This window comes from Rhodoferax sp., from assembly GCF_034519335.1.
Classification (GTDB): Bacteria; Pseudomonadota; Gammaproteobacteria; order Burkholderiales; family Burkholderiaceae_C; genus Allorhodoferax.
In genome coordinates this window covers 265,985-278,555 of record NZ_JAXHOL010000044.1, presented here as the reverse complement: position 1 = coordinate 278,555, position 12,571 = coordinate 265,985, and the positions used below count along the sequence as shown (strand labels likewise).

Here is a 12,571-nt window from a genome sequence, read left to right as displayed (position 1 = left end):
AGCTCCTGAAACCATAGCAATTAAGGCGAATGGAGGCAACTGCCCGACGGCGGTAGACGGTGCGCCCATCGGTCGGTGGCGGTGGATAAATCAGCATACGGTCTGCCGTGGGTGGGGTCCCTGATATGCCGCAAAAACCGCTCAGTCCCTGGATAGGGTGGCTTGGTATCTGTAAATACGTACAGTATTATTCGACCATGGCCAAAGACAAAACCATCTACACCTGCAACGAATGCGGCGGCACCAGCCCCAAGTGGCTGGGCAAGTGCCCGCACTGCAATGCCTGGAACACGCTGATCGAATCGGTGGCCAGCAGCGACGGCCCTGCCAAGAACCGCTTTGCTGCGCTGGCCAAGACCGCCGAGGTGGCGGTGCTGTCCGACATCGAGGCGTCTGACGTGGAGCGCACCCCTACTGGCCACGAAGAGCTGGACCGCGTGCTGGGTGGTGGCATGGTGGAGGGTGGCGTGGTGCTCATCGGTGGCGACCCCGGCATCGGCAAGTCCACGCTTCTCTTGCAGGCGCTGGATTCCCTGCAACGCTCGGGCAAAAACACCTTGTATGTCACCGGTGAAGAGAGTGGTGCGCAAGTGGCCTTGCGCTCGCGCCGACTGGGGCTGGACCACTCGCAGGTCAAGGTGCTGGCCGAAATCCAGCTCGAAAAAATCCTCGCCACGCTGGATGCCAACCGCCCGGATGTGGCGGTGATCGACTCCATTCAGACCGTGTATTCCGAGCAACTCACCAGCGCGCCGGGCTCAGTAGCCCAGGTGCGCGAATGCGCGGCCCACCTCACGCGCGCTGCCAAGGCCAGTGGCACGGCCATTGTGCTGGTGGGCCATGTGACCAAAGAGGGCGCGCTGGCCGGTCCGCGCGTGCTGGAGCACATGGTGGACACGGTGCTGTACTTTGAGGGCGACACGCACAGCCAGTTTCGCCTGGTGCGCGCCATCAAAAACCGCTTTGGCGCGGTCAACGAGATTGGCGTGTTCGCCATGACCGAAAAAGGCCTCAAGGGCGTGAGCAACCCCAGTGCCATCTTTTTGAGCCAGCACGCCGAACCGGTGCCTGGCAGCTGTGTGATGGTGACGCTAGAGGGCACACGCCCCCTGCTGGTAGAGATTCAGGCGCTAGTGGACAGCGGTGGCCCCAGCCCCCGCCGCCTGAGTGTGGGCTTGGACAAGGACCGCCTGGCCATGCTGCTGGCGGTGTTGCATCGCCATGCGGGTGTGGCGTGTATGGACCAGGATGTGTTCATCAACGCCGTGGGCGGTGTGCGCATTGGCGAGCCGGCAGCGGACTTGGCGGTGATGCTCTCCATCACCTCCAGCTTGCGCGGCAAACCCTTGCCAAAAGGCTTTATCGCGTTTGGCGAAGTGGGGCTGGCCGGCGAGGTGCGCCCGGCACCGCGCGGGCAGGAGCGGCTGAAGGAAGCCGCCAAGCTGGGCTTTACCGTGGCTGTGGTGCCCAAGGCCAATGCGCCCAAAAAGCCGATTGAGGGAATGACCATCCACGCCGTGGACCGGGTGGAAGAGGCCATGAACGTGGTGCGCGGATTGGGCTAGCGCAAAGACAGCGCGGTAGCGGCGGCCTACACTGTAAACATGCGCTGGCTCAACAAACTCCCCGGCTCCATCCGCTCTGCCAGTGGGTTGGAATGGGCGCTGTGGCGCAAGTTGCCCGCCATTTGGGCGGCTGGCACGGTGCTGCCCTTAGGGGCGCTGGGCGCCTACCACTGGCTGGCCGATGCCTCCACCCCGGCTGCCGCACGTGCCGTGTTGCTGGCCGACTATGTGGTGGTGGGGCTGGTGGTGTTCCACTGGACGGCGGTGCTCACCATCGCCATTGGCTGCGTGGTGGTCATGCTCATGAAGGGCCCTGCCTATGTGGCCGACGGCTTGGCGGTGAGCCACAGCGAGCAGCCGCGGGCTGAGCCAGAGCACTGACCGTGGCGGCCGTTTCGGTGTGCCGTGTCGTGCCTTTTTTTGCCTTAAGACCCCGTTAATGTGTGCTTCCTACCATGCAAGGCATGGAGGTTTTCATGCACCGTTTTCACCGTACCGTGCTGCCCGTGGTGGCAGCCGCCTTGTGCTCCACCGCGCTGTGGGCGGGCACCCCTGCTGAACAATTGAACGCCCTGGCCGCCCAGGCCGGGCGCAGCCCGAACGTGGCCCAGGGCCAGCAGTTTTTTAATGCCACGCACGGCCGTGAATGGAGCTGCGCGTCCTGCCACAACGCGCTGCCCACCGGTGACGGCAAACACGCCAGCACTGGCAAAGCCATCACCGCGCTGGCACCGGCTTTTAACCCCGAGCGGTTTACCGACCCGGCCAAGAGCGAGAAGTGGTTCCGCCGCAACTGCAAGGACGTGCTGGCCCGCGAGTGCAGCGCTGCCGAAAAAGCCGATGTGCTGGCCTGGCTCATCAGCCTCAAGCGCTGACGGTCCACAGAACCCAAGTTCAAAGGAAATTTATGTCAAATTGGCCTCTAGCCCGCAAACAGTATGCGCAAACAGCTATTAAATATGTAGCAATTTTGGCCTTGGCGGGCTTGACATTGGGCAGCGCCTGGGCCGACTCCAAAGGCGCCATGGTGCCGCCCCTACCCAAGTACCAGGCCGAATGTGCGGCCTGCCACATCGCCTACCCGGCGGGCATGTTGCCCGCGTCCTCGTGGAAGCGGATCATGGGCTCGCTGGACAAGCACTATGGCACCGACGCCTCGCTGGACGAAGCCAGCGTGCGCGAGATCAGCCAATGGCTGCAGGTGAATGCAGGCACCTACAAGCGGGTGCGCGAAGAGCCGCCGCAAGACCGCATTAGCACCTCGGCCTGGTTTGTGCGCAAGCACGACGAGCTGGACCCCGCCATCTGGAAGCAGGCCGCCGTGAAGAGCGCGGCCAACTGCATCGCCTGCCACACGCGGGCCGACAAAGGCAGTTTCAGCGAACGCGAAATCACCTTCCCCAAAGGCCTGGACGCGCGTTTTCGCCGCAACTGGTCTGACTGACCTTCCCTCCTTTTGCCCTGTTTGACGAGGCTCCCCATGACCACCACGACTTTTCCCTCTGCCGCCGCACCCGCAAAATCCGCGCGTCGCCGTGTGGTGGACGCACCCACCCGCGTCTTCCACTGGCTGTTTGCCCTGAGCTTTTTGGGCGCCTACCTCACCGCGGAGGGCGAGCGCTTGCGCCTGCTGCACGTCACGCTGGGCTACACCATGGCGGGCCTGCTGGTGTTTCGCGTGCTCTACGGCCTGCTGGGGCCACGCCAGGCGGCGCTGTCCATGCTGTGGCGCAAGCTCGGCGGGCTCTGGCCCTGGGCGCAGTCGCTCAAGGCCGCAGTGCAGGCCGATGCCAGCCCGGCGGTGAACTGGCGCCAAGGGCAGAACCTGTTCATGGCGCTGGCCATCGTGGCTCTACTGGTGCTGGTGCTGCCGCTCACGCTCTCGGGTTATGCCACCTACAACGAGTGGGGCGACTTTCTGGGTGGCGACTGGATTGAAGAGGTGCACGAGTTCTTTGGCAACACCGTGCTGGCCGTGGTGCTGGCGCACATCGCCGCTATCGTGGGCCTGAGTGTGCTGCGCCGCAAGAACCTGGCCGCGCAGATGGTGACCGGGCGTGCCGACGGCCCTGGCCCGGACTTGGCCAAACGCAACCATGGCTGGCTTGCCGCCCTGTTGCTGTGCGCCGTGTTGACCTACTGGACTTGGGAATGGCAGCAGTCGCCCCAAGGCTTGATCTCGCCGCAGGCCATCAGTGCCGTGCTGAGCGGACAGGGTGATGACGAGGACGACTGATCAAACAGCCTGATAGTCGCCATGCACAATAGTCTGACCAGTTTCTGCGGAGCCCTTTGAATGCGCGTGTTGCTTGCTGAAGACGATGCCATGTTGGGCGACGGCCTGCGGGCCGGACTGCGCCAGCTGGGCTTTCAGGTGGACTGGGTGCGTGATGGCCTGGCCGCCGAGCGCGAACTGTCGGGCGGCGAGTACACCGCTGCAGTGTTGGATCTGGGGCTGCCGGCCAAGGATGGCCTGGACGTGCTGCAGGCCGTGCGCAGCGCAGGCGTGGCCACCCCGGTGCTGGTGCTCACTGCCCGTGACGCCGTGCCGGACCGCATCCGCGGACTGGACCTTGGGGCCGATGACTATGTGCTCAAACCCGTGGACCTGCATGAGCTGGCCGCACGCCTGCGTTCGCTGGTGCGGCGCTCCCACGGTGTGGCGCAGGAGGTCTTGCAGATGGGTGCCCTGGCACTGGAGCCCGGCACCCGCCGGGTACTCTGGCAGGGTGAGGAGGTGAGCTTGTCGACCCGTGAATTCGATCTGCTGCATGCGCTGATGCGCAGTGCTGGGCGCGTGCTGTCGCGCGAGCAGCTGGAGCAGCAGATGTACAGCTGGGGCCACGAGGTGGAGAGCAATGCCATTGAGGTGCACATCCACCACCTGCGGCGCAAGCTGCAGGCCGATGCCATCCAGACGGTACGCGGCGTGGGCTACCGCGTGAACCCGCAGCCGGGCGCCTGAGCATGGCAGCCGGCCGTTCCCTGCAACTGCGCCTGCTGGTGCTGTTGTCCGTTTCCATGACCTTCGTGTGGCTGGCCGTGGCGGTGTGGACCTGGGTGGACGCGCGCCATGAGGTGGATGAACTCATGGACAGCCACCTCGCCCAGGCCGCCGCCATTCTGGTGGTGCAGCCGCTGGATCTGGAAGACGACGCCGTGGCCGATGCGCCAGCCCTGCACAAGTACAGCGCGCGGGTGGCGTTTCAGGTCTTTCATGAAGGGACTCTGGTTATGCGCTCGGCCAATGCGGGCGTCGAGCCTTTGAGCGACGAGCGCCGTGGCTTTGATACGGTGCGCCACGATGGCGAAAACTGGCGTGTGTTCGCCACGCGTGGCGCGGAGGGTGATGTGCAGGTGTACGTGGGCGAGCAAATCGACTCGCGCAATGACATCGTTTGGGCCATGCTGCGCGGCATGTTGCTGCCCATGGCCCTGGCCTTGCCCGTACTGGCGGCTTTGCTGTGGTGGGCGGTGCACCGGGCACTGGTGCCGCTGCGCACCCTGAGCCACACCCTCGGCCAACGTGCGCCGGCGGCTCTTGATCCGGTGGCCGTGCCCGATGTGCCGTCTGAGATGCAGCCGCTGGTGGCCGAACTCAATGGCCTGCTGGCCCGCATTGAGCGCATGGTGCAAAGTGAACGCCGCTTTACCGCCGATGCTGCGCACGAACTGCGCACGCCGATTGCCGCCATCCGCGCCCAGGCCCAGGTGGCGTTGGGAGCCGGGGGCGATGCCGCCCAGCGCGACCTGGCCCTGCACACCACGCTAGCCGGGTGTGACCGCGCGGCGCATTTGGTGGACCAGCTGCTGGCGCTGGCCCGGTTGGAAGCGGGCGCTGCGGCATCTGCCCACGAGGCCAGTGATGTGCACGCCCTAGCCCAACAGGTGGCCGCCGACCTGGCCCCTGCGGCCCTGGCCCGGGGGCAGGACCTGGAGCTTGAGGTGCTGGGCGATGCGGGGACTCTTGTCAGTGCTCCGGCGGCTTGGCTGACCATGCTGCTGCGCAACCTGGTGGACAACGCCCTGCGCTACAGCCCCGACGGTGCGCGGGTGCTGGTGCGTGTGGCCAGCACGCCCGGGCAGGTGGTGCTGGAGGTACACGACAGCGGCCCCGGCATGGCCGAGGCCGACCTGCAGCGCCTGGGCGAGCGCTTCTTCCGGGTGTTGGGGCACAGCCAGAGCGGCAGCGGTTTGGGCTGGTCCATCGTGCGCCGGATTGCCGAGGTGACGGGCGCCCAGGTGGCAGTGCAGCGCTCGGCCTTGCTGGGCGGGCTGCTGGTGCGGGTGGTCTGGCCCGGCCTGCGAAAATAAGCGCATGCAAATTCAAAAAATTCTGGTGCCCGTGGGTGCCTTCCTGCTGGCTGTGGCGGGCTACCGAGCCTATGGCTGGCAAGGTCTTGCTTTGGTGGCGGGCGGCTTGGTGATGTGGCAGCTGCTGCACTTCACGCGCATGCTGCAAATCCTCAAAAAAGCGGCGAACCGGCCTATCGGTCATGTGGACAGTGCCGTCATGCTGCACGCCAAGCTGTCAGCAGGCCAGCCCTTGCTGCACGTGGTGGCGCTCACCCGCGCGCTGGGCCAGCTGGAGTCGCCCAAAGACACCCAACCCGAGCGTTACCGCTGGACCGATACCTCGCAGTCCAGCGTGCTGTGTGTATTTCAGGGCGGCAAGCTGCAGAGCTGGGAGCTCTCACGCCCCGCCACGCCGGCTACGGAACCCGCTGAAGCGGTTGCGCCGGCCCCGTAAAATCGCTTTTTCTGCCCAACTGGCAGCCCACCCTACAAGGACACCCCGATGAGCGTACTTCCTCCCTCTATGTCGGACCGCGACGGAAAAATCTGGATGGATGGCCAGATGGTCGAATGGCGCGATGCCAAGATCCATGTGCTGAGCCACACGCTGCACTACGGTTGCGGCGCGTTTGAAGGCGTGCGTGCCTACAATACGGTCAATGGCCCGGCCATCTTCCGCCTGCAAGAGCACACCGAGCGCCTCTTCAACAGTGCCAAGATCCTGCGCATGGCCATTCCCTTCACCCAGGAACAGGTGAACGAGGCCCAGTGCGCCGTGATTCGCGAAAACAAGTTGGAGTCTGGCTACCTGCGCCCCCTGACCTGGATCGGCGACAAGAAGCTGGGCGTATCCCCCAAGGGCAACACCATCCACCTGATGGTGGCGGCTTGGCCCTGGGGCGCTTACCTGGGCGAAGAAGGCATGAAGCGCGGCATTCGCGTCAAAACCAGCAGCTATACCCGCCACCACGTCAACATCACCATGACGCAGGCCAAGGCGGTGAGTAACTACACCAACTCCATCCTGGCCAACATGGAAGCCACCGACGACGGTTACGACGAAGCCCTGCTGCTGGACAGCTCGGGTTTCGTGTCCGAAGGCGCGGGCGAAAACATCTTCGTCATCAAGAACGGCGTGATCTACACGCCCGACCTGTCGGCTGGTGCCCTGAATGGCATCACCCGCAACACCGTGTTCCATATCGCCAAAGACCTCGGTCTGGAAATCGTGCAAAAACGCATCACGCGTGACGAGGTGTATATCGCCGACGAAGCCTTCTTCACCGGTACCGCCGCCGAGGTAACGCCGATCCGTGAACTGGACCGCATTGCCATGGGCAAGGGTGACTACGTGGGCAGCCGTGGGCCCATCACCGAAAAAATCCAATCCGCGTTCTTTGACATCGTCAATGGCCGCAACCCCAAATACGCCCACTGGCTCACGAAAGTCTGACTACCATGACCCAAGCAGTTGTTGAACTCCTGGCCAAAGACCTGAACCACCAGGGCGGCGTGTTCTGCCCCAGCCCCGTGGCCGGTATGAAGACCTGGAACACCCATCCCAAGGTGTACCTGGACGTAGCCCGCAGTGGCGAAGCCAAGTGCCCCTACTGTGGCACCGTGTACAAGCTCAAGGACGGCGAGCATTTCGCGGGTGGGCATTAAAACCCCCACGCTCCGCCGCTGCGCGGGTCGCTGCCCCCCGAGGGGGCCGTGTTCCGCCTTGGGGCGGCCCGGCGGCGGAACGCTTCTCCAATGAATCGGTCTTTGGTGATAGCGCCCCAATGGATTGGGGATGCGGTGATGACCGAGCCGCTGATGCGCCGCCTGCAGGCGCGCGGGGAGCGGCTCACGGTGGGGGCGCTACCCTGGGTGGCGCCGGTGTACCGCGCTATGCCGCAAGTGGCTGAAGTGATCGAATTTCCCTTCGCCCATGGCGGCTTGCAGTGGGCTGGGCGTCGCGCCATGGCCAAGGCGCTGCGGGGTCGCTTTGATGCCGCCTATGTCTGTCCCAACTCCCTCAAAAGCGCCCTGATTCCCTGGTGGGCCGGTATTCCCCGATGTGTGGGTTACTCCGGGGAGAGCCGCTGGGGCCTGATCAACCAGCGCCTGCCCAATCCGCCCGAGGGCGAGCGTCCGCCCATGGTGGCGTTTTACTCTGCCCTGAGTGGCGAAACCGGGCTGGCCGCCGACCGGCCGCAGCTGCAACTGGCCCCCGGTGCCGCAGCGGCCGCGCTGGCTGCGCAGGGGCTGGCCGCCCAAGGTTTTTATGTGCTGGCTCCCGGCGCCGAATTTGGCCCGGCCAAACGCTGGCCTGCGGCCCACTTTGCCGAACTCGCCCGCCAATTGGCGCTGCCGGTGCTGCTGCTGGGCTCGGGCAAAGACGCGGCCGTGTGTGCCGAAATTGCCAGCACGGTGAACGCCCACCAGCTCGGCCACTGTGTGGACCTGGCCGGCAAAACCTCGCTGGACGAGGCGATTGCACTGATTGCCTCGGCCAAGGCCATGGTCAGCAACGATTCGGGCCTGATGCACGTGGCCGCCGCCTTTGGTGTGCCGCAGGTGGCGGTGTTTGGTTCATCCAGCCCGCTGCACACGCCGCCACTCAGCGACCGTGCCACCGTGCTCTGGCTCAAGAACGACCCCAGCTACCAGCCGCCGCTGGACTGCGCACCCTGCTTTGCGCGCGACTGCCCCTTGGGCCACACACGCTGCCTGAACGACATCGCACCGGCCAGGGTGCTATCGGCTTTATAGCTGTTTGCGCAGTATCCATGAGGGCTGGATGCCAATTTGATGCTCAAATTGAGCCGAAAAAAAAGCCACCCGAAGGTGGCTTTGTAAAGTCCCCGAAGGGACGTCGTTGGAACCTGTTGAAGGAAACCTATTGGCTGGTTTCGCTTCGATCCTTGTGAACTGTGACAGCAGCTGGGATGAATTTTCTGCCTTGCCCGGCAAAAGCGGTATCCCCCATTCGGGTGAATTTGCAGTCTTTTTTGCAAAAAAATCGCAGTTTTTGGCCTGCGCCGTCCATTTGGGGTCGCCAAATCGCCCCCATCGGGCCGCTTATCCCGAAATTGCAGCATCCGCCCGGTGCCGGCTGGCTTCAATGCGCCGTGCGTTGGGTTCGTCGGTCTGCGCCATCCACTGCAGGGCCTGTTCGCGTGTGCGGCCAAACTGCATGTGGCGCGTCAGCAGGCGTTGCTGGCGCACGGCAGGGTCTACGTCCAGGTACCAGACTTCGTGCAGCAGCGCTCGTGCGCCCGCCCAGCCATCATCTTCCAGCAGCAGGTAATTGCCCTCGGTAATAACCAGGGGAATGTCGTGCGCAATGGGAATGGCACCCGCAATCGGCTCTTCCAGGGCGCGGTTGAAGTCGGGGGCATAGACCGTTTCACCCGCGGGTTGGTGACGAATGCGCTGCAATAGGGCGATAAAGCCCGCGCTGTCAAAGGTGTCGGGCGCGCCCTTGCGCTGGGCGCGGCCCAGGCGCTCCAGCTCGGCCTGCGCCAGGTGGAAGCCGTCCATGGGCAGGTACTGGCTCTGGCCGGCGTATTGCACCTGCAGCGTTCGGGCCAGGGTGGACTTGCCGGCCCCCGGTGGCGCCACGATGCCCAGCACCTGGCGCTGCCCGGTGGCGAGCAGGGCGCTCAGGCGCTGCTGGGTATCAGCGGGGGATAAAAAAAGTACTGATGGCTTAGGGTTTTCCATAATTAAAGTAACTTGATTTAAGTAAATGAATGGAACTATAGTCCAGCCACGCCGTGAGAGAGCGTACTTTCCCAGGGGCCTGTTCCCCTGACCATCCAGCATAAAAAGGTCGCGCAGACCGAGGAGAACCCTGATGAAGAAGTCCACCCCCCTGATCTTGTCCGCATTGGCTTTGGCCGCATCCAGCGCCTTCGCGGCCGGTGAGCCCGTGATCGGCCTGATCACCAAAACCGAGACCAACCCCTTCTTCGTGAAGATGAAGGAAGGCGCGGAAGCCGAAGCCAAGAAGCTGGGCGCCAAGCTGATGAGCGCATCGGGCAAGAAAGACGGCGACACCGCTTCGCAAATCGCCGCCATCGAGAACATGACCGCCCGCGGTGCCAAGACCATCCTGATCACCTCGTCCGGCGATGCCATCCTGCCGGCTGTGAAGAAGGCGCAGGAAAAAGGCGTGCAAGTGATTGCCCTGGACAGCCCCTTTGAAGGCGCCGATGCCCTGTTTGCCACCGACAACTACAAGGCTGGTGAATTGATTGGCCAGTACGCCAAGGCCGCCCTGGGTGGCAAGCCCGCCAAGATCGCCATGCTGGACCTGTTCCCCGGCCACCCCGTGGGCGCCCAGCGCCACAACGGCTTCATGAAGGGCTTCGGTCTGCAAGCCAATGATGCCAAGTCCAACGAGCTGTCCAAAACCGCCGAGACCGTGTGCGCGGCCGACACTGACGGCAACCAGGCCAAGGGCCAAACCGCCATGGAAAACTGCCTGCAAAAGGACCCCGCCATTAACGTGGTTTACACCATCAACGAACCCGCAGCGGCTGGTGCGTACAACGCGCTGAAGAAGGCTGGCAAGGAAAAAGGCGTGTTGATCGTGTCGGTGGATGGCGGTTGCGCTGGCATTGCCGACGTGGGCAAGGGTGTGATTGCCGCGACCTCGCAGCAATACCCGCTGAAGATGGCCGCCATGGGCGTGGCCGCGGGTGTGGACTACGCCAAGGGTGGCAAAAAAGCCTCTGGCTACGTGGACACCGGTGTGACCCTGATTGCGGGCAAAGCCGTGGCGGGTGTCGACAGCAAAGACGTCAAGACTGGCACTGACCTGTGCTGGGGCAAAAAGTAAGCTGACACGGGCTCGCGCCCTGTGAGTGCCCGGGGTCCGGCCGTTGTTCACCACAATGCCGGGCCCTTGTTCCCTCTCTGCATTGCGCTTTCGCGCGCCAACCGGTAAGCCCTTATGGCAACGAACTCTTCCAAACCCATTCCGTGGGCCCTGCTCGGCCCCTGGCTGGCCCTGCTGGCGGCCTGCGCATTTTTCGCTACGCAATCCGACCGATTTTTGACCGGCGAAAACCTCTCGCTGGTGCTGCAGCAGGTCATGGTGGTGGGCTTGTTGGCCATCGGCCAGACCCTGATCATCCTGACCGCCGGTATCGACTTGTCTTGCGGCATGGTGATGGCGCTGGGCGGCATCGTGATGACCAAGTTCACCATGGACCTGGGGCTGCATCCCGCCGTTGCGGTGTTGTGCGGTATTGCTGTCACGGCGGCGTTTGGCCTGCTCAATGGCCTGCTGGTCACGCGCGTCAAGCTGCCTTCCTTCATCGTGACGCTGGGCACCATGAATATCGCGTTTGCGATCACCCAGATTTACTCCGAAGCCCAAACCGTGGGCAACCTGCCCGAGAGCATGACGGTCTTGGGCAACACCTTTTCCCTGGGCGGCACCTCGGTCGCCTGGGGCACCGTCGTCATGCTGGGCATGTACCTGTTGGCCTGGCACCTGCTGCGCGACACCGCGGCCGGACGCCACGTCTACGCAGTCGGCAACAACCCCGAGGCCGTACGCTTGAGCGGCATCTCGGTCGAACGTGTTTTGCTGGGCGTTTATGTCTTGGCCGGCGTGCTGTACGGCATCGCTGCGCTACTGTCTGTCGCACGTACCGGTGTGGGTGACCCGCAAGCCGGGCAAACCGAAAACCTGGACGCCATCACCGCAGTGGTGTTGGGCGGGACTTCGCTGTTCGGCGGGCGCGGCATCATCCTCGGCTCCTTGGTGGGGGCGGTCATTGTGGGCGTGTTCCGCAACGGCCTCACCTTGATGGACGTGGCCTCGGTCTACCAGACCCTGATCACCGGCATTCTGGTCATCCTGGCGGTGGCCGCAGACCAACTCTCACGCAAGGGAGCCCGTTGATGGCTACGCCCCAAATCATTCTCAAGGCTTCGGGCCTGATCAAGCGCTACGGCGGCGTCACCGCGCTGGACGGGGTGGACTTTGAACTGCGCGCCGGGGAGATCCTGGCAGTCATCGGTGACAACGGTGCGGGTAAGTCCAGCCTGATCAAGGCCTTGTCCGGCGCTGTGGTGCCGGATGAAGGCACGATGGAGCTGGACGGCAAGCCGGTGCTGTTTCGCTCGCCCATCGACGCGCGCCGCCATGGCATCGAAACGGTCTACCAGGACCTCGCCGTGGCACCCGCCATGTCGATTGCCGAAAACCTGTTTTTGGGCCGCGAGCTGCGCCGCCCCGGGGTGCTGGGCAGTGTGTTCCGTTCGCTCGACAAAAAACGCATGCTGGAAGAAGCCATCTCGCGCATGAACGACCTCAAAGTCGGCATCCGCTCCATGACGCAGGCGGTGGAAACGCTGTCGGGTGGCCAACGCCAGTGCGTAGCAGTGGCGCGTGCTGCGGCCTTTGCGCAGCATGTGGTCATCATGGACGAGCCCACGGCCGCGCTGGGCGTGAAAGAGGGAAATATGGTGCTGGAGCTGATCCGTCGTGTGCGCGACAAGGGTTTGCCGGTTATCCTGATCAGCCACAACATGCCCCATGTGTTTGAGATCGCCGACCGCATCCACATCCAGCGTCTGGGCCGTCGCGCCTGCGTGGTCAACCCCAAGGCCATCAGCATGAGCGACACCGTGGCCGTGATGACGGGCGCCAAAGCAGTGGAAGACCTGCCCGCATCCGCTTTGGCCTGACTCGCAGCGGCCTGCCA

15 protein-coding genes are annotated in these 12,571 nt (G+C 64.0%); 14 read left to right on the top strand and 1 reads right to left on the bottom strand.

What is annotated here, in order from left to right:
- The first annotated feature begins 197 nt into the window (after window positions 1-197).
- From radA to waaF, 11 genes are all read left to right on the top strand, one after another.
- Complete coding sequence (gene radA / locus U5O12_RS20640) at window positions 198-1,565, top strand: DNA repair protein RadA (RefSeq protein WP_322580441.1); 1,368 nt, start codon at window positions 198-200, stop codon at window positions 1,563-1,565.
- 39 nt (window positions 1,566-1,604) lie between these two features.
- Window positions 1,605-1,946, top strand: coding sequence for a hypothetical protein (locus tag U5O12_RS20635; protein ID WP_322580440.1), 342 nt, complete (start codon window positions 1,605-1,607; stop codon window positions 1,944-1,946).
- A 95-nt stretch (window positions 1,947-2,041) separates the two neighbouring features.
- Entirely contained in the window at window positions 2,042-2,440 is a 399-nt protein-coding gene (locus U5O12_RS20630; RefSeq protein WP_322580439.1) for a DUF1924 domain-containing protein, read from the top strand.
- Between the two features lie 32 nt (window positions 2,441-2,472).
- A complete protein-coding gene (locus U5O12_RS20625; protein WP_322580438.1) occupies window positions 2,473-3,009 on the top strand; it encodes a diheme cytochrome c in 537 nt (178 codons plus the stop codon).
- A 36-nt stretch (window positions 3,010-3,045) separates the two neighbouring features.
- Window positions 3,046-3,801, top strand: a complete 756-nt coding sequence (locus tag U5O12_RS20620) for a cytochrome b/b6 domain-containing protein (protein WP_322580437.1) — start codon at window positions 3,046-3,048, stop codon at window positions 3,799-3,801.
- 60 nt (window positions 3,802-3,861) lie between these two features.
- Window positions 3,862-4,530, top strand: coding sequence for a response regulator transcription factor (locus U5O12_RS20615; protein WP_322580436.1), 669 nt, complete (start codon window positions 3,862-3,864; stop codon window positions 4,528-4,530).
- 2 nt (window positions 4,531-4,532) lie between these two features.
- Entirely contained in the window at window positions 4,533-5,879 is a 1,347-nt protein-coding gene (locus U5O12_RS20610) for an ATP-binding protein (protein ID WP_322580435.1), read from the top strand.
- A gap of 4 nt (window positions 5,880-5,883) precedes the next feature.
- Entirely contained in the window at window positions 5,884-6,315 is a 432-nt protein-coding gene (locus U5O12_RS20605) for a glycerate kinase (protein ID WP_322580434.1), read from the top strand.
- Between the two features lie 48 nt (window positions 6,316-6,363).
- Window positions 6,364-7,314, top strand: coding sequence for a branched-chain amino acid transaminase (locus U5O12_RS20600; protein ID WP_322580433.1), 951 nt, complete (start codon window positions 6,364-6,366; stop codon window positions 7,312-7,314).
- Window positions 7,315-7,319: 5 nt separating this feature from the next.
- Window positions 7,320-7,526: a zinc-finger domain-containing protein gene (locus U5O12_RS20595; RefSeq protein WP_322580432.1), complete on the top strand. Its 207-nt coding sequence runs from the start codon at window positions 7,320-7,322 to the stop codon at window positions 7,524-7,526.
- A gap of 90 nt (window positions 7,527-7,616) precedes the next feature.
- Window positions 7,617-8,618 (top strand): lipopolysaccharide heptosyltransferase II, encoded by a 1,002-nt coding sequence (gene waaF / locus U5O12_RS20590; RefSeq protein WP_322580431.1) that lies wholly within the window; start codon window positions 7,617-7,619, stop codon window positions 8,616-8,618.
- A 309-nt stretch (window positions 8,619-8,927) separates the two neighbouring features.
- Here the strand turns inward: waaF and U5O12_RS20585 are convergent, their stop codons facing one another.
- A complete protein-coding gene (locus tag U5O12_RS20585; protein ID WP_322580430.1) occupies window positions 8,928-9,572 on the bottom strand; it encodes a nucleoside/nucleotide kinase family protein in 645 nt (214 codons plus the stop codon).
- A 133-nt stretch (window positions 9,573-9,705) separates the two neighbouring features.
- Here U5O12_RS20585 and U5O12_RS20580 point away from each other — a divergent pair, with 133 nt between their 5' ends.
- The 3 genes from U5O12_RS20580 to U5O12_RS20570 all read left to right on the top strand — a co-directional run bounded on the left by U5O12_RS20580 (window position 9,706) and on the right by U5O12_RS20570 (window position 12,554).
- Entirely contained in the window at window positions 9,706-10,692 is a 987-nt protein-coding gene (locus U5O12_RS20580) for a sugar ABC transporter substrate-binding protein (RefSeq protein WP_094476992.1), read from the top strand.
- A 114-nt stretch (window positions 10,693-10,806) separates the two neighbouring features.
- Entirely contained in the window at window positions 10,807-11,766 is a 960-nt protein-coding gene (locus U5O12_RS20575; protein ID WP_322580429.1) for an ABC transporter permease, read from the top strand.
- Window positions 11,766-12,554, top strand: a complete 789-nt coding sequence (locus tag U5O12_RS20570; protein ID WP_322580428.1) for an ATP-binding cassette domain-containing protein — start codon at window positions 11,766-11,768, stop codon at window positions 12,552-12,554. The genes U5O12_RS20575 and U5O12_RS20570 overlap by 1 nt, the downstream gene beginning before the upstream one ends.
- Window positions 12,555-12,571: the final 17 nt, after the last annotated feature.

Bases quoted from the DNA above. Each gene is read 5' to 3' on its own strand.
- U5O12_RS20615 (WP_322580436.1), top strand. From the start codon at position 3,862: ATGCGCGTGTTGCTTGCTGAAGACGATGCCATGTTGGGCGACGGCCTG.
- U5O12_RS20605 (WP_322580434.1), top strand. From the start codon at position 5,884: ATGCAAATTCAAAAAATTCTGGTGCCCGTGGGTGCCTTCCTGCTGGCT.
- U5O12_RS20595 (WP_322580432.1), top strand. From the start codon at position 7,320: ATGACCCAAGCAGTTGTTGAACTCCTGGCCAAAGACCTGAACCACCAG.
- waaF (WP_322580431.1), top strand. From the start codon at position 7,617: ATGAATCGGTCTTTGGTGATAGCGCCCCAATGGATTGGGGATGCGGTG.
- U5O12_RS20585 (WP_322580430.1), bottom strand. From the start codon at position 9,572: ATGGAAAACCCTAAGCCATCAGTACTTTTTTTATCCCCCGCTGATACC.
- U5O12_RS20570 (WP_322580428.1), top strand. From the start codon at position 11,766: ATGGCTACGCCCCAAATCATTCTCAAGGCTTCGGGCCTGATCAAGCGC.
- radA (WP_322580441.1), top strand. From the start codon at position 198: ATGGCCAAAGACAAAACCATCTACACCTGCAACGAATGCGGCGGCACC.
- U5O12_RS20625 (WP_322580438.1), top strand. From the start codon at position 2,473: ATGTCAAATTGGCCTCTAGCCCGCAAACAGTATGCGCAAACAGCTATT.
- U5O12_RS20635 (WP_322580440.1), top strand. From the start codon at position 1,605: ATGCGCTGGCTCAACAAACTCCCCGGCTCCATCCGCTCTGCCAGTGGG.
- U5O12_RS20600 (WP_322580433.1), top strand. From the start codon at position 6,364: ATGAGCGTACTTCCTCCCTCTATGTCGGACCGCGACGGAAAAATCTGG.
- U5O12_RS20580 (WP_094476992.1), top strand. From the start codon at position 9,706: ATGAAGAAGTCCACCCCCCTGATCTTGTCCGCATTGGCTTTGGCCGCA.
- U5O12_RS20630 (WP_322580439.1), top strand. From the start codon at position 2,042: ATGCACCGTTTTCACCGTACCGTGCTGCCCGTGGTGGCAGCCGCCTTG.
- U5O12_RS20610 (WP_322580435.1), top strand. From the start codon at position 4,533: ATGGCAGCCGGCCGTTCCCTGCAACTGCGCCTGCTGGTGCTGTTGTCC.
- U5O12_RS20620 (WP_322580437.1), top strand. From the start codon at position 3,046: ATGACCACCACGACTTTTCCCTCTGCCGCCGCACCCGCAAAATCCGCG.
- U5O12_RS20575 (WP_322580429.1), top strand. From the start codon at position 10,807: ATGGCAACGAACTCTTCCAAACCCATTCCGTGGGCCCTGCTCGGCCCC.